The sequence below is a fragment of the Paenibacillus maysiensis genome, from assembly GCF_000520815.1.
In the GTDB taxonomy this organism is placed as follows: Bacteria; Bacillota; Bacilli; order Paenibacillales; family Paenibacillaceae; genus Paenibacillus; species Paenibacillus maysiensis.
The window spans coordinates 17,742-38,691 of record NZ_ASRY01000267.1 but is presented as its reverse complement, the minus strand read 5'-3'; the positions used below and the strand labels follow the sequence as shown (position 1 = coordinate 38,691).

The 20,950-nt window shown below is 48.0% G+C and carries 23 protein-coding genes; all 23 read right to left on the bottom strand.

What is annotated here, in order from left to right:
• Positions 1-21: 21 nt before the first annotated feature.
• The 23 genes from cheB to fliG all read right to left on the bottom strand — a co-directional run bounded on the left by cheB (position 22) and on the right by fliG (position 20,941).
• A complete protein-coding gene (gene cheB / locus L696_RS0118390; protein WP_025684943.1) occupies positions 22-1,551 on the bottom strand; it encodes a chemotaxis-specific protein-glutamate methyltransferase CheB in 1,530 nt (509 codons plus the stop codon).
• A gap of 31 nt (positions 1,552-1,582) precedes the next feature.
• The gene (locus tag L696_RS0118385) at positions 1,583-2,470 is read right to left on the bottom strand and encodes a MinD/ParA family protein (RefSeq protein ID WP_025684942.1); all 888 of its coding nucleotides are present in this window, start codon (positions 2,468-2,470) and stop codon (positions 1,583-1,585) included.
• Positions 2,467-3,906, bottom strand: a complete 1,440-nt coding sequence (gene flhF, locus L696_RS0118380) for a flagellar biosynthesis GTPase FlhF (protein ID WP_025684941.1) — start codon at positions 3,904-3,906, stop codon at positions 2,467-2,469. The genes L696_RS0118385 and flhF overlap by 4 nt, the downstream gene beginning before the upstream one ends.
• Positions 3,903-5,936, bottom strand: a complete 2,034-nt coding sequence (gene flhA, locus L696_RS0118375) for a flagellar biosynthesis protein FlhA (protein ID WP_025684940.1) — start codon at positions 5,934-5,936, stop codon at positions 3,903-3,905. The genes flhF and flhA overlap by 4 nt, the downstream gene beginning before the upstream one ends.
• 23 nt (positions 5,937-5,959) lie before the next feature.
• A complete protein-coding gene (gene flhB, locus L696_RS0118370) occupies positions 5,960-7,072 on the bottom strand; it encodes a flagellar biosynthesis protein FlhB (protein WP_049827444.1) in 1,113 nt (370 codons plus the stop codon).
• Entirely contained in the window at positions 7,072-7,857 is a 786-nt protein-coding gene (fliR, locus tag L696_RS0118365; protein WP_025684938.1) for a flagellar biosynthetic protein FliR, read from the bottom strand. Before fliR ends, flhB begins: the two co-directional genes overlap by 1 nt.
• A 10-nt stretch (positions 7,858-7,867) precedes the next feature.
• Positions 7,868-8,137 carry a flagellar biosynthesis protein FliQ gene (gene fliQ, locus L696_RS0118360; RefSeq protein WP_007430038.1) on the bottom strand — a complete coding sequence of 90 codons (270 nt, stop codon included), beginning with the start codon at positions 8,135-8,137 and terminating at the stop codon, positions 7,868-7,870.
• 37 nt (positions 8,138-8,174) lie between these two features.
• Entirely contained in the window at positions 8,175-8,930 is a 756-nt protein-coding gene (gene fliP / locus L696_RS0118355; RefSeq protein WP_025684937.1) for a flagellar type III secretion system pore protein FliP, read from the bottom strand.
• On the bottom strand, positions 8,927-9,460 hold the full coding sequence (locus tag L696_RS0118350) for a flagellar biosynthetic protein FliO (RefSeq protein WP_025684936.1): 534 nt from the start codon (positions 9,458-9,460) through the stop codon (positions 8,927-8,929). The genes fliP and L696_RS0118350 overlap by 4 nt, the downstream gene beginning before the upstream one ends.
• Positions 9,461-9,472: 12 nt before the next feature.
• Entirely contained in the window at positions 9,473-9,838 is a 366-nt protein-coding gene (locus tag L696_RS0118345; protein ID WP_014281090.1) for a response regulator, read from the bottom strand.
• 29 nt (positions 9,839-9,867) lie between these two features.
• Entirely contained in the window at positions 9,868-11,175 is a 1,308-nt protein-coding gene (gene fliY, locus L696_RS0118340) for a flagellar motor switch phosphatase FliY (RefSeq protein ID WP_025684935.1), read from the bottom strand.
• Positions 11,165-12,163: a flagellar motor switch protein FliM gene (gene fliM / locus L696_RS0118335; protein WP_025684934.1), complete on the bottom strand. Its 999-nt coding sequence runs from the start codon at positions 12,161-12,163 to the stop codon at positions 11,165-11,167. The genes fliY and fliM overlap by 11 nt, the downstream gene beginning before the upstream one ends.
• 42 nt (positions 12,164-12,205) lie before the next feature.
• On the bottom strand, positions 12,206-12,679 hold the full coding sequence (locus L696_RS0118330) for a flagellar basal body-associated FliL family protein (RefSeq protein WP_025684933.1): 474 nt from the start codon (positions 12,677-12,679) through the stop codon (positions 12,206-12,208).
• On the bottom strand, positions 12,676-12,900 hold the full coding sequence (locus L696_RS0118325) for a flagellar FlbD family protein (RefSeq protein WP_014281086.1): 225 nt from the start codon (positions 12,898-12,900) through the stop codon (positions 12,676-12,678). Before L696_RS0118325 ends, L696_RS0118330 begins: the two co-directional genes overlap by 4 nt.
• Positions 12,901-12,960: 60 nt before the next feature.
• Positions 12,961-13,770, bottom strand: a complete 810-nt coding sequence (flgG, locus tag L696_RS0118320) for a flagellar basal body rod protein FlgG (RefSeq protein ID WP_025684932.1) — start codon at positions 13,768-13,770, stop codon at positions 12,961-12,963.
• 105 nt (positions 13,771-13,875) lie between these two features.
• On the bottom strand, positions 13,876-14,256 hold the full coding sequence (locus tag L696_RS0118315; protein ID WP_025684931.1) for a TIGR02530 family flagellar biosynthesis protein: 381 nt from the start codon (positions 14,254-14,256) through the stop codon (positions 13,876-13,878).
• Positions 14,253-14,786: a flagellar hook capping FlgD N-terminal domain-containing protein gene (locus L696_RS0118310; protein ID WP_025684930.1), complete on the bottom strand. Its 534-nt coding sequence runs from the start codon at positions 14,784-14,786 to the stop codon at positions 14,253-14,255. The genes L696_RS0118315 and L696_RS0118310 overlap by 4 nt, the downstream gene beginning before the upstream one ends.
• Before the next feature lie 18 nt (positions 14,787-14,804).
• The gene (locus L696_RS0118305) at positions 14,805-16,277 is read right to left on the bottom strand and encodes a flagellar hook-length control protein FliK (RefSeq protein ID WP_025684929.1); all 1,473 of its coding nucleotides are present in this window, start codon (positions 16,275-16,277) and stop codon (positions 14,805-14,807) included.
• Positions 16,278-16,304: 27 nt separating this feature from the next.
• On the bottom strand, positions 16,305-17,288 hold the full coding sequence (locus L696_RS0118300; protein WP_025684928.1) for a magnesium transporter MgtE N-terminal domain-containing protein: 984 nt from the start codon (positions 17,286-17,288) through the stop codon (positions 16,305-16,307).
• Between the two features lie 47 nt (positions 17,289-17,335).
• A complete protein-coding gene (gene fliJ / locus L696_RS0118295; RefSeq protein WP_025684927.1) occupies positions 17,336-17,779 on the bottom strand; it encodes a flagellar export protein FliJ in 444 nt (147 codons plus the stop codon).
• A 10-nt stretch (positions 17,780-17,789) separates the two neighbouring features.
• On the bottom strand, positions 17,790-19,109 hold the full coding sequence (fliI, locus tag L696_RS0118290; protein ID WP_025684926.1) for a flagellar protein export ATPase FliI: 1,320 nt from the start codon (positions 19,107-19,109) through the stop codon (positions 17,790-17,792).
• Positions 19,096-19,932 carry a FliH/SctL family protein gene (locus tag L696_RS0118285; RefSeq protein WP_025684925.1) on the bottom strand — a complete coding sequence of 279 codons (837 nt, stop codon included), beginning with the start codon at positions 19,930-19,932 and terminating at the stop codon, positions 19,096-19,098. The genes fliI and L696_RS0118285 overlap by 14 nt, the downstream gene beginning before the upstream one ends.
• Entirely contained in the window at positions 19,925-20,941 is a 1,017-nt protein-coding gene (gene fliG, locus L696_RS0118280) for a flagellar motor switch protein FliG (RefSeq protein WP_025684924.1), read from the bottom strand. Before fliG ends, L696_RS0118285 begins: the two co-directional genes overlap by 8 nt.
• Positions 20,942-20,950: the final 9 nt, after the last annotated feature.

Genomic DNA, 20,950 nt, shown 5'->3' with positions numbered 1-20,950 from the left:
CCTCTATGAGTTACACTCCGATTATTTCACAACTTGTACAAGCTTGGGGGCGATCTCCTGCATCGGCAGAAGGTGGCGCACACATTTTAACTCTACAGCCGAGCGGGGCATTCCGTACACTACGCAAGTTTCCTCATTTTCAGCAAATGTGGATTGTACCCCTGCATCATAAAGCTTTTTCATCATTTTAGCCCCGTCGCTTCCCATGCCAGTCAGCAACACCAGATGCCGTTCCAGAGAGGTTAACGGGAGTAACGATTCGAACATTGTGTCAACAGAAGGACGGTGACCGTTACGAGCTTCTTCCGTCTTCAGTGACACGGTGTATTTACCACTGGCTCCCGGCACAATTCTCAATTGATATCCTCCCGGAGCGATATAAGCTGTTCCAGTCTCCAGCGTCATCCCCTGCTCGGCTTCAACCACCCGGAGCGGACTCAACGTATTCAGACGCTGTGCCAGCGAACGGGTAAAGTTTGGCGGCATATGCTGCACAATGACAATCGGGGCGGGAAAATCCCCGGGAATGCGTTCCAACAACGTCTTGAGCGCACGCGGACCACCGGTAGAGCATCCGACTGCCACCAGCTTGCGGAAGTTGGGCGAATATACTCCTTTTTTAAGGGAGAACCCCTTGGACGCTGACTGAACAACGGGTGCCCTCACTGGGGGCGTAACAGCTGAAGAAGCAACTGGAGTCGAAGGAATCGGTGTAGACACCGTTTTCTGGGGCTCAGGTTTGCTAAGCCCTGCCTTATCCGTGCTGTGCTGCGATTTACCTGCGGACGTACCCGAAGTATTCAGTTGCCTTGGCGCACGTTCAACTCCCTTGGGCGGCTCTTCCTTCTTCTGCGTAGCAGGTGCTTGGGCGGTCTTCCGCGGCTGGGCGACTGGCTTACTTAAATGGCTGTCAGGTACAGAACTTTCTGTCTGCGACCGTTTCACGGCCGACTTGGCTGCCGGAACGGCCTTGCCAGCATCCCGCTTCGGCGGAACCGGTGCAGCAGTTGCAGAAGCAATCGGTGCAATAGGAGCCTTGCCTGTAGCTTCTTTACCTTCCGTTCCCATGTCAGCTAAAGCTTGTCCTTCTGTAGTCTGCTCCAGCGCCGCTTTTCGTTCGTTAGCTTCCTTGCGCTCCAATCGGCTGCGGACTGCTAGCATAGCGGTGTGCATCTGCTCCAGTAGCACCTTGCCCACCTGCTGGATATCCTGCGCGTGAGAGATGGAGGGCTTCCGTATAAAATCGAAAGCTCCTGCTTCCAGAGCCATAATGGTCTCCTTCATACCCTGTTCATTAATACCAGAGAGCATAATGACCGGAAGCGGATGGGCCGCCATAATAAGAGGAAGCGCTTCAAGGCCATTCATTTCAGGCATCTCGACATCCATTGTGACTAGGTCAGGCTGTAACTCCTTCACTTTCTCTACAGCCTCTTTGCCGTTGGCGGCTGTACCTGCGATGTCGAACGACTCATCCCTTACAATTAAATCTGAAATAATTTTGCGCATAAAGGCCGAATCATCCACAACCAGCACCCGGTAAGCACACATGTTAAACACCTCTGTTTCCTTTCAGTCAAAATCAATGGGCCGAACGCCGCAACCATTTTTGCATAAATCCTTTGATTCCGTTCAAAGCACCTGATTGCGGAGTCTGTGGCATGGCTGCAAAACGGTGCGCCATATTCAACACATCTCTGGATGCCGTACATCCCGGATAAGCAATTGAAAAAGGCACCTGCCTTTTGACTGCCCGCATGACATGCGTATCATCACTGATATGTCCCAGCAACGGAATGTCGATCTCCAAAAAGCGTCGCGCAACCAGAGCTATCTTATCGGCAACTTGACGGGCCTCATTATCGTTATCGGCACGATTGACTATAATTTTGAATACTGTATCCTTTTGCAATCCACTGACGACTTTGATCAGCGCATAAGCATCCGTCAAAGACGTCGGCTCTGGCGTAGTTACGACCATGCACTCGTCAGCAGAGGTTATGAATTTCAGGTTTTCTTTAGATAATCCCGCGCCAGTGTCAAACAAAACATAATCCATATCTGCCGCAATTTTCTCCACCTCATCGGCAAAGTAATTCAGATCGTCATCGGATAACGAGAACAGCTCGCTCAGGCCAGATCCTCCAGCAATATAAGGCAAGCCTCCCAAGCCCGTTTGAACAATTTCGGCCATTGATTTTTCACGTTTTAACAGATGAAGAAGATTGTATCTTGAGTTGGCACCCATCAACACATCAATATTGGCCATACCGATATCAGCATCAAATACGAGTACCTTTCGATCAAGCGATTGCAAGGCCAAAGCAAAATTAAGGGTGAAATTGGATTTGCCCACACCGCCCTTACCACTGGTGACTGTCACGATTTTCGCATGGCGATTACGTGCAGGTAGTCGATACTTATCCAGTGCAGAAGCCATTTGTCTAAGAGATTGGGCTTGGTCACTCATACAGAATCCCCGGTATCTCCTGACGATTCTGTGGCTCCGAACAGCAGGCTTGTCACCATTTCTGTATCTGGATGCAGCAGATCGTCAGGCACATTTTGACCGTTCGTAATATAGGCCAACTGCATTGGAAACTGGTGCAACAGATTAAACAAACCGCCGCAACTACCTGTCTCATCCATTTTGGTAAATACAACCTTACCAAGGCCAAACTTACTGAAATGTCCGGTTATGTTAAGCATATCTTTGCTTTTGGATGTTAGGCTAAGCACCAGATACGTCTCGCTTTCCTTAATAGGTGAAAGCAGACTTTGCAATTCGGAAACGAGCAGCTCATTACGATAATTTCGTCCTGCGGTATCCATTAGGATCAAGTCACAATGCTCCAGACGTTGAATGGCTCTGTGAACATCTCCGGGAGATTGCACAACTTCAAGCGGCACATTCAAAATCGTAGCATATGTACGCAACTGCTCGACAGCCGAGATACGGTACGTGTCCGAGGTAATAAATCCGACTTTGCGGTGATGCTTAAATAACTGTTCCGCTGCCAGCTTCGCTATGGTCGTTGTTTTCCCTACTCCAGTTGGACCTGCCACATAGACAATTTTGGTATCTTTCGAGATGCCCTTGTCCAGCCTTTCCCGAATGAATTCGGTCACTTCTGCACGAAGGGCCTGCTCCCAATCAAAAGATTCAGGATCAGACGGATGCTCACTTCGGCGCTCGTATACCCGTTCCAGCCAATGCTCCAGCAAATCGCGTTCCACTTCCTGCTCCAGCATACGCTCACAAATCTCTTGTAACGGTTCCGGCCAAGTGTTCTCCATCACAGAATTGCGGGAAATTCGAGTCATCATGGCCTTCATTTCCCGTAATTCATAAAGCAGGGATTGATTTTCCTCTGCCCCCATCTTGTCTAGAATGCTTGCCTCCGACGCTTGCTTAAACAACTCGTTGGATGTTTCCTTTTTCGGAACTGCTGCTTTGTTGTTAAAAGCTTCATTTTCAGCTTCCACACTATAACCTGCACCATATGAAGAACGTTCTGTGCCTGAGGCAACTTGTTCGGCCGCAGCCATCAAATCAGCCAATCCCTCTTTGGAACCGTTTGTCATCTGCGTTACCCGTCGATAGGCTTCAGGAGCGGCTTGTCTGGGAACCACTGGTGACGACGGTGCTTCCTGCTGCTCAGGAGCATTCATGGTTGGAAAAGCCTCAACATGCGGTTCCTGCGGCGGTTGAGCTCGTCGTGGTTTTTGAAGCTGCTGCTCCTCTACCGCAGCGACGACTTCGATTTTCTTTTTAGCAAACATACCCATAAATCCGCCGATCTTCATTTCCTTGGTGCTCAAAATGACGGCATCCGTTCCAAAGTCACCTCTGATTTGCATCATGGCTTCCGGCATGGTATCCACTACATATCGTTTCACTCTCATAAGTTCACCACCCCGACACTTTGAATTTCAACGTTCGGCTCTAGCTCACTGTACGACAGTACCGGGACATCCTGCATCGTCCGTTCCATCACTTGCCGCAAATACATACGAATCGTCGGTGACGTTAATACGATAGGCTGCTGCCCGGATTGAATGAGACGGTTGATTTGCTCCATCATCCTTTGGTACACCGTCTGCGTTGATACCGGGTCAAGAGCCAAATAGCTGCCCTGCTCCGACTGTTGTACGCTTTCGGCAATTTTCTTCTCCAGCCCTGGTCCCACGGTAATGACACGTAGTGTCTCTCCCTGCTGGGCGAACTGCTGCGTAATCTGGCGGGACAACGCCTGACGGACATATTCAGTCAGCACGTCCGGATCTTTTGTATAAGTGCCGTAATCAGCCAGTGTTTCAAAAATGGTCACCATATCGCGGATGGATATTTTTTCTTTTAACAGCTTGGCAAGCACTTTTTGTACATCTCCAATCGCCAATACGGAAGGAATAAGATCGTCCACAAGCACTGGATAATTTTCCTTGAGATTGTCGACCAGCGACCTCGTTTCTTGTCTGCCAAGCAACTCGTGGGCGTGTTTCTTAATCGTCTCTGTCAAATGAGTGGCTACGACCGAAGGAGGGTCCACAACCGTATAACCGGACAGCTCCGCAACATCCTTGGTATTCTCATCAATCCAGAGCGCAGGCAATCCGAAGGCTGGTTCTGTCGTTTCAATCCCTGTAATGGAATCATCGTCGTATCCTGGGCTCATCGCCAGATAATGGTTCAACAGCAATTCCCCGCCGCCTACCGTATTGCCTTTAATTTTGATTACATACTCGTTCGGCTTGAGCTGGATATTGTCCCGTATGCGAATGACCGGTACAACCAATCCTAGCTCCAGCGCACATTGACGACGGATCATAATAATCCGGTCCAGCAAATCCCCGCCCTGCTGTGTATCAGCCAGCGGAATCAGCCCGTATCCAAACTCGAATTCAATCGGATCCACCTGAAGCAAATTAATTACACTTTCCGGACTGCGAACCTCTTCGATCTGTTGCTCTTCTTCCATCTGCTCATCAGCAATCTGCTTACGTTCCATATTGCCCTGCATTCTTCGGGCCGCAAAAAACAGCAGAACAGCCAGTGGAAGGGTCGTAATGATATGAATAGGAGTAAACAAGCCCAACAAAGCAATCGTGGCAGCCACAATGTAAATTAGCTTTGGATATGAAAAGAGCTGACCCGTCAAATCATCCGCCAAGTTTCCATCAGATGTAGCTCGTGTAACGATCAAGCCTGACGCCGTGGATATGAGCAATGCGGGGATCTGGCTAACCAGTCCATCACCAATGGTCAGAACAGAGTAAGTCGACAGCGCCTCCTGAAACCCTTTACCCTGAACAGCCATACCAATAATGAAACCGCCGACCAGGTTAATAATCAAAATGATAATACTTGCAATAGCGTCACCTTTAACAAATTTACTGGCACCGTCCATTGCTCCGTAAAAATCCGCTTCCCGTTCGATTTTACTACGCCGTTCACGGGCTTGCTGTTCGTTGATCAGACCTGCATTCAGGTCGGCATCAATACTCATTTGTTTACCCGGCATCGCGTCCAGCGTAAACCGTGCGCCTACCTCAGCAACCCGCTCGGAGCCCTTGGTGATCACGATAAACTGCACAACCACGAGAATCAGGAAGACAACAAAACCGACCGCAATTTGTCCGCCTGCAATCCAACTACCAAACGTAGCCACGACTTCTCCGGCATGTCCCTCACCTAAAATGAGCTTGGTCGTAGAAATGTTAAGCGCCAGACGAAACAACGTTGTGATGAGCAGCAATGAAGGAAAAATAGAAAACTGTAAAGCTTCCTTCGTGTTCATAGAAACGAGTAGAATCATCAAAGCAATCGATATGTTAATCACGAGCAAAATGTCGAGCAACCATGAAGGGATCGGTAGAATCATCATAAGAACGATGCCGATGACGCCTGCAAGGACGGTTATTTCTTTTATTTTCACGGGTCTCTTGGCCTCCGATCCCATTATTTCACTTTACCTTTTAATTTATATACATACGCCAGCACTTCGGCAACAGCCTGGAACAGATCGGCTGGAATCGCATCCCCGATTTCGGCTCTTTGAAACAGCGCCCGTGCCAGCGGCTTGTTTTCCATCGTTATAACGCCGTTTTGCTTGGCAATTTCCTTAATTCGGAGCGCTACGTAATCTTGCCCTTTCGCAATAATCTGCGGCGCCTCCATCTCCGAACCGTCATATTTCAAAGCCACAGCAAAGTGCGTAGGATTGGTAATGATGACATCTGCATTGGGAACTTCCTGCATCATGCGCTGCATAGCCATTCGGCGCTGTCGTTCACGAATTTTCCCTTTGATCAGCGGGTCACCCTCCATTTTCTTGTATTCATCCTTGATATCCTGTTTGGACATTTTCAGATTTTTCTCATGCTCATAGCGTTGATACATATAATCCAATACTGCTAAAACGAACAGCACCACACCAATTTTGAGTCCCAGCTCCATTGTTAATGAAGCCGTAAAGCTCAACATTTGGTCACCGGACATTTCGGCCAGCTTGGGTAAGTCTGCTTTTGTTTTCCACAGCACGCTGTACACCAGATAACCGATCACGGTCATTTTTAAAACAGATTTCAGGAATTCAACCAGTGACCGCATGGAAAAAATATTTTTAAATCCTTTAATCGGGTCAATCTTGCTAAACTTGGGCGTAATCCCCTCACCGGTTAACAAGAAACCGATCTGCATGTAATTCGCAGCTACCCCGATGACAATGGCCCCAATAAAAATAGGCGCCAGCATAATCATGATTTGCACGCCATACTCACCCATCATCAGCATTGTCGTGTTCGGCGTTACCTCCATCGATAACCGGTTTACAAAAATATCACGAAACAAGCGAACCGCATGATCCTTGAAATACCCGCCGAAAATCATGAGGCAAAAAAACGTGACCAGCAGGACACCCGCTGCGGGCAACTCCATGCTTTTGGCAACCTGCCCTTTTTGTCTTGCATCCTGTTTCTTTTTGGGTGTGGCTTTTTCCGTTTTTTCCCCTGAGAACAACTGCAGGTTCATAGCATATTTAAATGACAAACTACGTTCCTCCAGACCAGACATTAAGGACGATTACCCATAATATCCAACAAGTTGCGCATGGATTCGAACATCACAGAAAACAATCTTTCGAATATAAAAGCAAAACTTGGCATGAGAAGCAATAACATGAACAGTCCCACAATAATTTTGAGTGGCACACCAATGACAAAAATGTTAAACTGCGGAGCCGTTTTAGCCAAAAATCCGAGTCCCACATCCGTTAAAAAAGTAGCTACTACTATAGGAGCAGCAATTTGAAAAGCCAGCATAAAAGATTCAGCAAAGGAACGGATCAGAAATTCCGTCACACTGCCTCCATACAGCTTTACAAAAAAATCATTCGTCAGCGGCACCCAATCATAACTGTATAAGATAGCATTTAGCAGATGATGGTGCCCATTTATACTTAAAAAGAACAATACAGCTATCGCAAACTTGAAATTTCCCGTTAAAGGTGATGAAGCTCCTGTCATCGGGTCAAACACACTGGCCATCCCGAAGCCCACCTGTAGGTCTATAAATGAACCTGCGGTTTGGATCGCTGTCATGAACAGATACGCAGTAAACCCCAATAACAATCCAATCAGCACTTCACGACCCACTAACAGCACATACGCTACATCGGTCGGTACCTGTTGATGCGTACCATATGTAAGATACACGACCAAAGCTAGAAATCCTGAAATTCCAACCTTAAAGATATTAGGTACCCCTCGGGTTGAAAAAATAGGCGCTACTACAAAAAATGAGGTAATCCGACAAAAAATCAGCAAAAAAACAGGAAAACTCTGTAACAATATGTTCATAACATTCAGCCTAACCTATATATTTGTACAAATTGTCCAGAATGTTATACGTAAAGTCCACTAATGTGGTCAATATCCAGGGCCCGAACAAAAGCAATGCCAGCAATACGGCGACAATCTTCGGAACAAAGGCTAGTGTCTGCTCCTGAATTTGGGTTGTCGCCTGAAAAATGCTGATAATCAAACCCACGACTAGCCCCAAAATCAGCATCGGAGCGCTCACCTTGAGTACAATGTACACCGCTTGCCCAGCCAGGGAAATAATAAACTCCGAAGTCATTGCCGTCCTCCTTGATTGCTGTCCTTGCATGAAGTATTCATGTGTTAAAACTCAGAAGCAATGATTTGACAACCAAATACCAACCATCTACAAGTACGAAGAGCAGTATTTTAAAAGGAAGTGAAATCATTACCGGCGGCAGCATCATCATCCCCATAGCCATGAGTGTACTCGACACTACAATGTCTATAACTAAAAATGGTATAAAAATCATAAAGCCCATCTGAAATGCCGTTTTCAACTCGCTGATTGCATAAGCCGGAACCATCACCGTTAGTGGAATGTCCTGATAATTCTTAGGTTTTTCCATCTTGGTGTATTTCATAAAGAGCAGTAGATCCTTCTCCCGTGTATGAGAGAACATAAAGGTCTTGATTGGTACTGCAGCCTTGTCCAGCGCCTGAGACTGCGTCAAATCCCCCTTGAGATACGGCTGGAGCGCAGTCTCGTTCATAGCGGAGAACGTCGGGGCCATTATAAATAAGGTAAGAAACAAGGCCAGTCCGACAAGCACCTGGTTAGGCGGCATCTGCTGGGTCCCCAGCGAGGTGCGAACAAAGCCCAGCACGATCACGATTCGCGTAAAACTCGTCATAAGCACAAGCAAAGCGGGTGCTACACTGATGACAGTAATAAGTAAAATAATAGACAGCGAGGTGGCACCGGGCTGTCCTTTGTCCGAGTTGCCGACTTGAATATCAATGTTCGGAATCGGTTCCGCAGAGGCCGCCGTCACCGAAATGAAGCTGAACAAGACGAGCAGCAAACATGCAAGTATAATCTTTTTTCTCATGAATCTCCCGACCGATCTGTAGTATTCTCCTCATTGCGCAGCTTTTCGAGTTTATCCTTGCGCTTCGGCATCTGCCGAAGCTTGGATTCGAACATCTCGTGAAAAGACGTTTCCTCTTCAGGCTGCTGCTGTGCCGCGTTGTTCCGGCGAAGCTTATCCGCAATTTTAGCGAATAGCGGGGCAATCGGGCCGCGCTGCAGAGAAGCTTCCTGCTCCAGTGCGGCCAAAATTTGCTCCACTTCTTCAGGATCGGATACTTTGTCAACAAGCCGGATATCTTCTCCCACACCAATGAGATACACACTGCTGCCAACTTCAACAAGCTGAAGGGATTTGTTAGGGCCCAGCCCCACGCCTCCCAGTATGCGAACGGAGCGGTTGCTGAACCAGCTCTGATTTCTTTTACTCAAAAACCGTATCAAGTACACGATCAGTACGATGATAAAGATCAGCACGAAAAGGACCCAGGCAATGTTGCCTATATTGCTGGATGTACTCAATGCGTCAGAGGCACCCTGTTTTGTATCCATAGCGGATGCGCCTTACACACCCAATGTTTTGTTGATGGCTTCGATAACCCGATCCGATTGGAAAGGCTTAACGATAAAATCTTTTGCGCCTGCTTGAATGGCATCAATAACCATCGCTTGCTGACCCATCGCGGAGCACATGATAACCTTTGCATTCGCGTCAATTTTTTTAATTTCCTTCAGAGCGGCAATGCCGTCCATTTCGGGCATCGTAATATCCATCGTAATCAGGTCCGGACGAAGCTCCTTGAATTTTTCAATAGCCTGTGATCCATCCTGGGCCTCTCCTACTACTTCATATCCATTTTTGGACAGGATGTCCCGAATCATCATTCTCATAAATGCAGCATCGTCCACGATCAAAATACGGTTTGCCATCTGAAATAAATCCTCCCTAAATTATGCTATTATTGTAATTTTTGAATACGGTCCCATTGGCTTACAATATCCGTCACACGCACGCCGAAGTTCTCGTCGATTACGACAACCTCGCCTTTGGCAATCAGTTTGTTGTTGACCAGAATGTCCACTGGCTCCCCGGCAAGCTTGTCCAGTTCAATAATCGAACCTTGTGAGAGCTCTAGAATATCTTTAATTTGCTTTTGGGTCCTTCCTAATTCTACGGTGACTCTAAGGGGAATGTCCATCAATAAATTTAAATTGTTTTCATCCACTTGCGCAAATGCACCGGACTGCAAGTTTGAAAATTGTACAGGCTGCACATTTACATTTCGTCCCGGTATCGAACCATAATGTTGAGGCGCTCCATAAGGGGCCTGCGGTTGTACACCTCCAGGCATTCCATAACCTGGCGCTCCCTGCTGACCGTATCCCGGGTCTTGAGGGTACATAGGCGGCTGCTGTCCATAACCTGCATCCTGCGGCGGTTGTACGGGCACCTGTGCGGCTGCCGGTGGCTGTTGATACGTTGGTGCGGGTTGCTGTTGCGGAATCTCGGTTGGTTGTGGCGCTTCTGGAGCAGCCGTTGCTGCTACTTGCTGTGCGGACGCTTGCGGTTGCTCGTCATCCTCTCCGCCATTCATTAGAATGCTCACCATCTTTTTGGCGAAATGCACAGGCAACAGTTGCATCAATGTGGAGTCAATCAGGTCACCGATCAACAAACGGAAGGATACTGTAATCAGCGTCTGTTCATCTGGCAGGCTGGATACTCCATCACCATGCATCGGATCCAAAATATCAATTCCAGGTGGGGAGATATTAACAAAACGGTTAAACATGGTAGACATTGAGGTTGCCGACGAGCCCATCATTTGGTTCATCGCTTCCTGCACAGCGCTGATATGAATTTCATTCAATTCTTCATCTACCGGGTTTCCTTCACCGCCAAGCATTAAATCCGCTATGACCTGCGCATCACGCTTTTTGATCACGAGCGAGTTAATACCCTCAAATCCATCTACATAATTCACATGTACCGCTACGTGCGGCTTAGGAAATGCTGTTTCGAATTCAGAGCGGGTAATAATTGAAACTTTAGGGGTTGTAATATCAACCTTTTGACCAAGCAGTGTGGAAAGAGCCGTCGCTGCGCTGCCGAACGTAATATTACCGATCTCCCCGAGAGCATCCTGCTCCAGAGGAGTCAGAAAATCGTCAACGGTCTTGTTGGCGGGAGTAGAATCCGTGCCCGCTTCAGACTGTTTCAGCAGGGCATCAATTTCCTCCTGGGACAAATAGTCTTTACTCGTCAATTTCTTCAACTCCTTCGCTGACAATTTCATCAATCTGTACGGCAACACGATCTTTTACCATGCCGGGACTTCCCAAAAATTTCAGTTTTTCGCCCACCCGGATGGAGAGCCCTTCCTTGACGGGTTTATTCAATGAAATGACATCCCCCACCGAAAGGCCCAAAAACTCGGCCACATTTATTCGGGATTCACCTAGCTCGGCAATAATGGGAAGCTGCGCTTTCGTGACCCGTAATCTCAAGGCGTCAATCTCTTCAGGCGCCCTTGATTTCTTTTCGGATGTAAACCACTGGTGCGTGGACAGTCTAGCCATAATCGGCTCCAATACCACGTGCGGGATACAAAGGTTAATCATCCCTGTGGTATCACCAATTTTGGTACTAAGTGAGATTAGGGCAATCGTTTCATTGGGTGAAACAATCTGCATAAACTGCGGATTGGTTTCCATCGCCTCCAAACGCGGTTCAATATCCAATACCGTTTTCCATGCCTCTTGCAGGCTGTCAAAGGTACGACTAAAAATCCGCTCCATGATTGTCGTCTCAATCTCTGTCAATGCGTTAACCTTGGACGGCGCTGATCCGGTCCCTCCGAGAAGCCTGTCCAGCATTGCAAAAGCTATGTTCGGGTGAACCTCAAGCACCATACGTCCTTCCAGCGGCTCGGCTTCAAAAATGTTCAAAATGGTCATTTTCGGAATGGAGCGAATGAATTCATCATAAGGAAGCTGCTCCACCTGAACGACATTAATTTGGACAAACGTCCGGAGCTGTGCTGAAAAATAAGTGGTCAGATACCGCGCAAAATTTTCGTGTATCCGCGTCAAACTCCGAATGTGATCCTTAGAAAACCGAAGCGCTCTTTTGAAGTCGTAAGCGCGAACTTTCTTTTGGGTATCTTCCTTTTTAAGTTCTTCCGCATCCATTTCACCGGACGAGAGAGCTGCTAAAAGGGCATCAATTTCCCCTTGCGACATTACATCCACCAATGTTATTCACCCCCTTACATGTTCTGACAAGTTCACCTGGAATCAAATGGCTGCCAGCAAAAAGTCTGTAATTTTGGCGTTCCCCAGGTGACCTTCAGGGAGCGACTTGTTGATGAGATCCGTCAGCTTGTCACTGAACTGGTCTCGGCCTTTGGCTGTTCTGAGCTCATCAGGCTTGGTGTCTGCAAGTAATTGAATAACGATTGGCTTGATACTGATGTCCTTGATTTTTTCAAAAGATTCCTTTGCTTTGGCATCGTTTAATTGAAAAGCAAGATTCATCTGGACAATATAATCAGCGTCTGCCAGATTGGTTTTGATACCAGTAATTTCAGAACTCACTTCCACCAATTCATCTGCTGACAGTCGGGGAAGCTGTTCTGCTTGAGCGGCTTGCGCATTTGGAGTGGCTTCCGACTTTTTCCCGCTAAGCGCTGGTACAAGTACAAAGGCCGCACCTGCAATCAAAGTAATCGCGAGTAAAATTGTAATGAGCCATGGCAGCATCTTTTTCATTCGTCTTCCTCCATTTGTTGCACTTTTATCGTGGCGGCATGTATGCCGATTTCACGGCTGTAACCCTTGATCAAGGAGACGACATCTGCCGCTTTTTCCAATACAATCAACCGTTTCCCCGTCACTAAAGTGACGTATGTATCCGGCGTTTCCTCCACAGTCTCAATGAGCAGAGCATTAAGCCACATAGGCGAGCCGTTCAGCCGCGTTAACGGAATCATCGTAACACCAACCTCCTGATAGGTACGGGGGAGCCTTTACTCCCCCGCGTTTAGATGCGATTAACGTTTCAAGTTTACAACTTCCTGTAGCACTTCATCCGAGGTCGTAATGATACGCGAGTTCGCCTGGAAACCGCGCTGAGCTACGATCATTTCGGTAAATTCGCCTGTCAAATCGACGTTGGACATTTCCAGTTGACCCGCGATGATAGCGCCCCGGCCCTCCGAATTGGCTACTCCAGGCTCAAGTGCATCAATGTTGGAGTTAACAGTGGTACGGTACAAGCTACCTCCGATTTTCTCCAAGCCTTCGGGGTTTGTCACTCTGGCTATACCAATTTGCGTGCCATTGTCTACGGTGCCATCATCCAATTGCTGTACAATCGTACCGTCCTGCGAGATAGAGAACGATGTCACATTGTCAGCCAGTGTGATTGGATCTCCATCCGCATTTCCTACGAAAAAGCCATCAGAAGTAACCAGATTTCGGTTCGCATCTACATGAAAATCACCCGCGCGAGTCAGATAAGGGTCTACCTGTGCATCATTCATTTTGACCAGGAAAAATCCGTCACCGTTAATCCGCAAATCTGTCGGATTATTGGTGGTCATTGCACTACCTGGAAGATGTAATGTATCAATGGAGCTGACTGATACCCCCAGACCAACCTGCTTGGCATTTTGCCCTGCAGTTGTCGTACCGTCCGGTGCGCTTGCTCCCGAACTTGTTTGGCTCAAAATATCCTTGAACATGACGCGGCTTGACTTGAAGCCAGTTGTATTTACGTTTGCAATGTTGTTACCGATAACGTCCAGCTTTGTTTGAAAGCCCTTCATACCCGATACACCCGAATACATTGATCTCAACATTGAGTATAAATCCTCCTCTGAATACTTGCTTGATTAACCGCATCAGTCGATCCGCGGCTTCTTCATGGCTTTCCTGCTCGGGCCAGCCACTTATTGCTAAATGTTCTATGAAATAATAACGGCGCTATCAATTTGCGTAAATACGTTATCCTGCATGGATTGCTTATCCATCGCGGTAACTACTGTCCGGTTGGGCACACTTACGATCAACGCCATATCCTGCATTAAAATCAATGATTCCTTGGCGCCTTTGGCAGCTGCTTTATCCACAGCGGAGTTAATCTTCGCCATCTGGTCACTTCTTAGCTCTATCCCTCGCTGCTCCAGACGCTTTGCTGCATGGTTACTCAGCTTGAGTACCTGCTCCTGCAACACCTGTCCGAAGGGCTTACCATCCTTCGCAACCGGATTTACCCGATTCTGCGGAATCGCCGCCGGAGGAACATTGGCGGGAAAAAGACGTCCGACCGTTATCCGGTCATTCATGAGTCCTCACCACTTCCAGTAGAGGAAGAAGTTGTAGTATCCGATGCCCCTGCCGAGGAAGCTGCTGTTTGAGCCTGACTTACCGATGTCACATCTTTCAGTGCAACCTCTGACTTTCCGATTTTGGCATACTGTACACCGTCACGAATAACGATGGAATCCACGATTCCACTTTTCACCGTACCTGCGCCTGTTTCACCCGTAAGCGAATCCTTTTTACCAGCCTCAATCCAACTGACTTCCTTTCCAATCAAACCGGAGGATATCCCTAAAGACTGTCCCAACGTATTCAACTGGGTAGAAATGTTCATCAACTGCTCCACGGAAGAAAATTGCGCCATTTGCGCGATAAATTCCTTATCTTCCAGAGGCTGCATTGGGTCCTGGTTTTGGAGCTGGGTAATCAAAATTTTCAAAAATTGATCCTTACCCATCGTTTTGGTATCCTTGGCGCTTGCCGTTTTGACGTTATTCACGTTGTAATTCGGCCAGACGTTACTGGTGGATACATTATTGTCCGCAGTCGTCATTGTGTTCTCACCTCCATGCTACGCTTGTGCTGTAAAGGAGCCTGTCCGATTTACATCATCTGTGCGTTGTTCTGCTGTCCAGTTGCGGAGTTCTTCCGCCATTTCAGCTACCTTTAGAGCATCATCGGCTTCTTCTCTGCTCCGCGTCTTGGAACGTTGCTCGGATTGTTGCTGCTGATTTGCACCTGATCCACGGCCATCCTGATACATATGGGAAGAAAGTGATTCATTTTGCGTTACTTCCACCTTATCTACCTGAATTCCCTGACTTTGAAGACTTGCACGCAACTGTGACATTTGCTGTTCGAGCAAATCTTTAGCTCCGCTGTGCTCAGTCATGAACTGGGCGACCAAGTGCCCATTCTGCATCGTCAGTTTAACTTCAAGCTGTCCCAAATGATCTGGACGAAGCATAATAGTGGCTTCTGTTAATCCAGAATGCTTCACGATATCCAGCTTTTGCACTACAAAGTCCGTCATTTCCTTAGCAAATTGTCGCACATGTACGACAGGCTGCGCCGGAGCCGAAGGAGTTGTGCCTTGCGTCTGCACCGAAAGCTGGCCTGCGGTCGTAATCACAGGAGTTTGACTGTCGGTCGCTGCCGGATCAGCCTGCTCGGTTACGTCCACTACTGCACCAGTTTCATCCGTTGGAGTTGCTTTAACTGCGGCTTGAACATGAACATTAGCTGATGAACGTTGTCCTTCTGCACCTTGCTGGCTTGTCCCGCCTTGACTCGCCTGCTGCTCAGTAGCAACAACCTGTTTGTCTGTAGAAACAGCCGTTAATGTCTGAGTGCTATTCGCCCGATTCGTAGAAGGTTGAACTGCTTGTGAATCTGAGCCGTCAGCAAGCTCCACCGCTTTCAGTACGCCGGCCCACTGCTCATCGGAAATAGCTCCCGTACCAGCCGTCGTATTTTGAAGCGATTGTAGCAACTGTGTAATCTGGACCTTTTGGTCTCCCGTAGCCTGATTCGCTACATTTGCAAGCTGTGACAAAGCATCCTGTAGCGCAAACCGAATGGTAGCCGGATGTCCTGCCAAAGCCGTTAAGCCTGTCGCCGCATTCGTTTCCCCACCGTCTGTTTGCTCCTTTGCACCACCGTCACCTTGTAATAACTGCTGTACTTGCTGGACCCACGATTGCAGAGCTGCGAACAAGGCTGGGTCAGACGCTACCTGATCATCCAACTTTTCAAGGTTTTGCAGTAACGGAGCCAACGTCTCAACAAGCGGCTCTGTTGAAGCTTCTGTCGATTCTCCGGCAGTAACCAGCGGCATCACCATAACTAATGGAGATTTCCCAGCATCTGTGCTTGTAGAGCCCGTTTGCCCGCCAGTCATCATTTGCGTAAGCGTCTGATTAAAAGCACCGCCTGTGGCTCCTGCTGCTGCCGTCCCTGCTGTTGAGGTTGTCGCTGTACTAGCTGTGCTACCAGCCGTCTGACTGGAATTGCTGAGAGATACACTTTGAGAAATAAGTGTCATTTATTTTTTCACCTCCCTTCATTCAAATCACTTGCTGCCCATCAGCTTGTTTAAAATTTTCGCCGTTTGTGCAGCGTCCTTCGCAGACATATTTTGCAGTAAAGAAGCACGTGTCGAATCATCTACTGTATTTAATATGTTTAATGCCTTGTCCGGACTGATTTTGTAAGTTTGTAAAATCAGTTCGGCACCGCTCTTCTTGTCCATGGAAGCAAATGTGCTGCTAATTTGAGTGTTTTGCAGACTTTTGCTCGTTGTCCCCGCTGTAGTGCTTTGATCCTTTTTCAAACGGGACTGCAACGCAGCCACTGACAAATCAGTAGATGGTGTTACGTTTTTCAGAGCCATCGTGATATCGGCTGCTTTTTTAGCATCCATCTTTTGCAAGATCTTCGCACTGTTCGCTGGGTCCATGTAGCTTAGCAGTTGTACCGTTTCTTCGGTGGTCAAGTTTTCCATAATCGGTGCTGCCTTACTTGCCGTCATTCCTTCATACATGGAAGCAAGGTCTCTGGCCTGTTTTACATATGGGTCTTCATTCGCTGTTCCGCTCGCCGCCTGTGTACCCGTCTGTCCCTGCTGACTGACCTGCGACTGTTGTTGCGTTTCCGTTTGTAGCGTATTGACCTGATTTTGCAGTTCTGTAACCTTTTTATCCTGAGTTGTTCTGGCAGCGGTAGCCTTTTTGAGTTCCTCCGTCTGCTTGGCCAAATCTGCCTTAAGCTGCTGGATGGTTGCTTCAGAGCTTACGGACTGGGCTTTCTGATCTGCCTCTTTGCTCTTGGCAACCTTGTCTTTCGGTTCGGGAATCCAATTCTTCACAATTGGAATCTTGTTTCCCAATGAAATCATTTCACTTCTGAAATCCACGTTGAACAGCGTAAGCAGGACCCCGACCAGAACGATTGTAAAAACAATCGGAATCAGGAAAAACATAAACCGTTCAAATCCCCCACCTGACTCTTTTTCCAAATCCATATCCAGTTCATTTTCTGCTAAATTCCGTGCCATCGTCTTCCTCCTCAGGCAGCTGATATGCGTATCCTGTGACTTTCCGCTTACCGGGCTTTCATGGCAAATCTCACGGAAGCCATTTCATCCAGCTCGTTCTGCTCGCGCAGGAGCATTTCCTGTTGGAATTTCACGTTGGCCTTCTCTCTCGCTTTCAGCCAAACTTGTTCATCCAGCATTTTATCGGTCAAAACGGTTTGTTTACTTTGCACATTTTGCTGCGCATATTGAACGTCCCTATGCTTGCGTGTGATACATTGATCCAGATGATTGACATAAGCCTGTAATTCCTGAATGGTAGAGAGCGACGCGCAATCCTCGGCAGCCTTTTGAATGGCTGATATGACCCGATTCCTTTCGCCTACAAGCTGTATCAATGTCTGCTCCTCAGCCTGCAATTGTCCAACAGCACTGGAAAGCAACCATTCGGCCTGCGACTTTTCGTTGGTTTTCAAGTCTACAACTTTCTGAAAGGAATACTGAAATCTCATCGTTCAACCTTCATCTCCTCGTAAATTCAGAAATCAAACGCTTACGTACCTCGTCCAGCTCAGCCTTTTCATCTGTTCTTTGCCTTGTAAAATCCCATATATCCCGTATACGCTCCATGGATTCGTCAATTTCTGCATTCGAACCCTGCTGATAAGCCCCGATGTTAATCAGGTCCTCTGAATCTTTATAAACAGCCATCAGGCGCTTAATATTTTCGGCAGCGTCAATCTGATCACGTGGTGCAATGTCCTTCATGACCCGGCTAATGCTGGCTAACACGTCAATCGCAGGAAAATGCCCCTTGTTCGCAATTCCCCGGTTGAGCACAATGTGTCCATCCAAGATCCCGCGCACCGCATCCGCGATGGGTTCATTCATGTCGTCACCATCAACCAGTACCGTATAAAAGGCGGTTATAGAGCCGGTTGGCCCGGTTCCCGCACGTTCCAGCAACTTGGGCAAACTGGCGAATACGGAAGGGGTATAACCCCTCATCGCTGGTGGCTCCCCGACAGCCAGTCCTACTTCGCGCTGCGCCATTGCATACCGGGTAACCGAGTCCATCATCAGCATGACGTTCAAGCCGCGATCCCGAAAGTATTCAGCGATCGTCGTTGCAATAAGCGCCCCCTTAATGCGGATCAATGCAGGTTGGTCGGAAGTCGCTACGATGACTACTGAACGTTCAAGCCCTTCCGGACCCAAATCCCGTTCAATAAAGTCCAGCACCTCGCGTCCACGTTCCCCGATCAGAGCAATTACGTTCACATCTGCTTCCGTATTACGGGCAATCATTCCCATCAGGGTACTCTTACCTACACCAGAGCCTGCGAAAATACCGACCCGCTGTCCTTTACCGATAGTAAGCAATCCATCAATGGCCCGTACACCGATACTGATCGGCTCCTGTACACGCGGGCGACTCAGTGGATTGGATGGAATGTTGAAGGTCGAGTATCTCGCCATCCGTGAGGGAATCAATGAACCGTCCAGCGGTTGGCCCAAACCGTCCAGCACTTTGCCCAACAGCTCCGATCCCACCTGTACGTTCAATGGCTTCCCTGTTCCTACGACATCACAACCGGGTCCAATGGATTGCAGTTCCCCAAGCGGCATCAAAAGTACCTTATTGTCTCTAAAGCCTACGACCTCCGCTTGCAGTGGCTTAGCCGTTTTACCCGGATAAATGTAACAGACATCCCCGATACTGGCGTCCGGACCTTCCGATTCCACCATCAAACCGATAACCTGTGTCACCTTGCCGTTTACCCGAACCGGGTCCAGTTGTCGCAAATGATCCATGTAGCGCTGCGCATTAAGCCCCTTCATGTCTTCGCTCCTCGTTCTCGTGTGCCAGACGTAGCAATTCCTTTTTGATCTCAGCCAGCTGTGTATCTATCCGCGCATCCACACTTCCAAAGGAAGAACGAATGACACAGCCGCGATCCTTCACAGTACCATCAGGAATAATTTGCAGTTCTGCCTGCGAATCGACAGTTAATGACAATTCTTCGCGCGCTCCTTGCACAAATGCGAAATGCTGAGGCGACACACACAACGTAATTGTTCCTTTTTCCCGCTTACGAGCCAGATTATTACGAATAAGCTCAATTGTATATTCCGGCTCTATGCTAAGCTGTTTTTCAATGACTTTCTCAGCAATAGCACTACTCAGCTCGACCAGAAAAGGCTCAGCCTCCTGAATCAGTTGTTCCTTGGTCTCATAAGCCTGACGCAAAATATCCTGCGCCTCTACCATCATCTGTTCCGATTTCGCCTGAAGCTCAGCCTCAGCCAATTTTCGACCTTCCTCATAGCCTTGCTGAAATCCGTCAGCCTTTAAGGACTCTGTTAACTGCTCGTCCTGCTCACGGCGTTCCTGCCACCAACCTTCGATCTGCTGCTGTGCCTCCTGAAGCATCCGTTCCGCTTCTTCAGCTGCCTCACGAACCTGCCGTTCAGCAAAATCCTTGGCATCATTCAGCATTTCATCCCGGAGCCGTTCAGTCTCGTAATCTCTCTGTGGTTCCGGCTCCATATGTTCAGTTGTGACTTCCTCTTCCGACGTTTCAGGCGCATACGAATGTGCCACATCAATGGTTTTCAAAGCTTCAACAGGCACATATTGGAAAGATTTGATCAAGTTAGACAATGATGTCATCTCCTCCGCCGCGTGCGATTATAATCTCACCGGCCTCTTCCAATCTGCGGATCGTCGATACGATGCGAGTCTGCGCTTCTTCCACATCACGCAGCCGTACCGGTCCCATATACTCCATTTCCTCTTTGAAGGTTTCCGCCATCCGTTTCGACATATTTCGGAAAATCACATCGCGAACTTCTTCGCTGGACACTTTAAGCGCCAACTGCAAATCGGCATTGTCGATATCGCGGATAATACGTTGAATGGAACGGTTGTCCACATTGACGATATCCTCGAATACGAACATTCTTTTCTTGATTTCTTCGGCCAGTTCAGGGTCCTGAATTTCAAGCGAGTCGAGAATCGTACGCTCGGTTCCTCGGTCTACGCCATTCAAAATCTGAACAATGGACTCGATACCGCCCGCATTCGTGTAATCCTGTGTCGCGGTTGCCGACAGCTTTTGCTCCAGCACACGTTCCACTTGTGAAATAACTTCCGGCGAAGTGCTGTCCATTACAGCGACACGTCTGGCCACATCAGCCTGCTTTTCCTGTGGCAGGGACGACAGAATCGCTGCCGCCTGCTCAAATTGCAAGTACGAGAGCACGAGAGCAATCGTCTGTGGATTTTCATTTTGTATAAAGTTTAAAATCTGATTCGGATCAGCTTTGCGGGCAAAATCGAACGGTCTCACCTGCAACGTCGCCGTCAGACGGTTAATGACCTCAACTGCTTTTTGTGACCCGAGTGCCTTTTCCAATATCTCTTTGGCATAATTGATGCCGCCTTGGGAAATGTACTCCTGAGCCAAACAAATTTGATGAAACTCAGCCATAATCGAATCTTTTTCCGTTGCATCAACCTTCCTCACATTGGCGATTTCCAATGTAAGTTGCTCAATTTCTTCATCACGCAAATGCTTGAATATTTGAGCAGATACCTCCGGCCCCATCGTGATTAGCAGAATTGCCGCTTTTTGTCTTCCCGTTAAACCTTGACTGCTTGCCTTTGCCAATGAACTCAC

Bases quoted from the DNA above. Each gene is read 5' to 3' on its own strand.
- cheB (WP_025684943.1), bottom strand. From the start codon at position 1,551: ATGTGTGCTTACCGGGTGCTGGTTGTGGATGATTCGGCCTTTATGCGC.
- L696_RS0118385 (WP_025684942.1), bottom strand. From the start codon at position 2,470: ATGAGTGACCAAGCCCAATCTCTTAGACAAATGGCTTCTGCACTGGAT.
- flhF (WP_025684941.1), bottom strand. From the start codon at position 3,906: ATGAGAGTGAAACGATATGTAGTGGATACCATGCCGGAAGCCATGATG.
- flhB (WP_049827444.1), bottom strand. From the start codon at position 7,072: ATGTCTGGTCTGGAGGAACGTAGTTTGTCATTTAAATATGCTATGAAC.
- fliR (WP_025684938.1), bottom strand. From the start codon at position 7,857: ATGAACATATTGTTACAGAGTTTTCCTGTTTTTTTGCTGATTTTTTGT.
- fliQ (WP_007430038.1), bottom strand. From the start codon at position 8,137: ATGACTTCGGAGTTTATTATTTCCCTGGCTGGGCAAGCGGTGTACATT.
- fliP (WP_025684937.1), bottom strand. From the start codon at position 8,930: ATGAGAAAAAAGATTATACTTGCATGTTTGCTGCTCGTCTTGTTCAGC.
- L696_RS0118350 (WP_025684936.1), bottom strand. From the start codon at position 9,460: ATGGATACAAAACAGGGTGCCTCTGACGCATTGAGTACATCCAGCAAT.
- L696_RS0118345 (WP_014281090.1), bottom strand. From the start codon at position 9,838: ATGGCAAACCGTATTTTGATCGTGGACGATGCTGCATTTATGAGAATG.
- L696_RS0118330 (WP_025684933.1), bottom strand. From the start codon at position 12,679: ATGAAAAAGATGCTGCCATGGCTCATTACAATTTTACTCGCGATTACT.
- L696_RS0118325 (WP_014281086.1), bottom strand. From the start codon at position 12,900: ATGATTCCGTTAACGCGGCTGAACGGCTCGCCTATGTGGCTTAATGCT.
- flgG (WP_025684932.1), bottom strand. From the start codon at position 13,770: ATGTTGAGATCAATGTATTCGGGTGTATCGGGTATGAAGGGCTTTCAA.
- L696_RS0118315 (WP_025684931.1), bottom strand. From the start codon at position 14,256: ATGAATGACCGGATAACGGTCGGACGTCTTTTTCCCGCCAATGTTCCT.
- L696_RS0118310 (WP_025684930.1), bottom strand. From the start codon at position 14,786: ATGACGACTGCGGACAATAATGTATCCACCAGTAACGTCTGGCCGAAT.
- L696_RS0118305 (WP_025684929.1), bottom strand. From the start codon at position 16,277: ATGACACTTATTTCTCAAAGTGTATCTCTCAGCAATTCCAGTCAGACG.
- L696_RS0118300 (WP_025684928.1), bottom strand. From the start codon at position 17,288: ATGGCACGGAATTTAGCAGAAAATGAACTGGATATGGATTTGGAAAAA.
- fliJ (WP_025684927.1), bottom strand. From the start codon at position 17,779: ATGAGATTTCAGTATTCCTTTCAGAAAGTTGTAGACTTGAAAACCAAC.
- fliI (WP_025684926.1), bottom strand. From the start codon at position 19,109: ATGAAGGGGCTTAATGCGCAGCGCTACATGGATCATTTGCGACAACTG.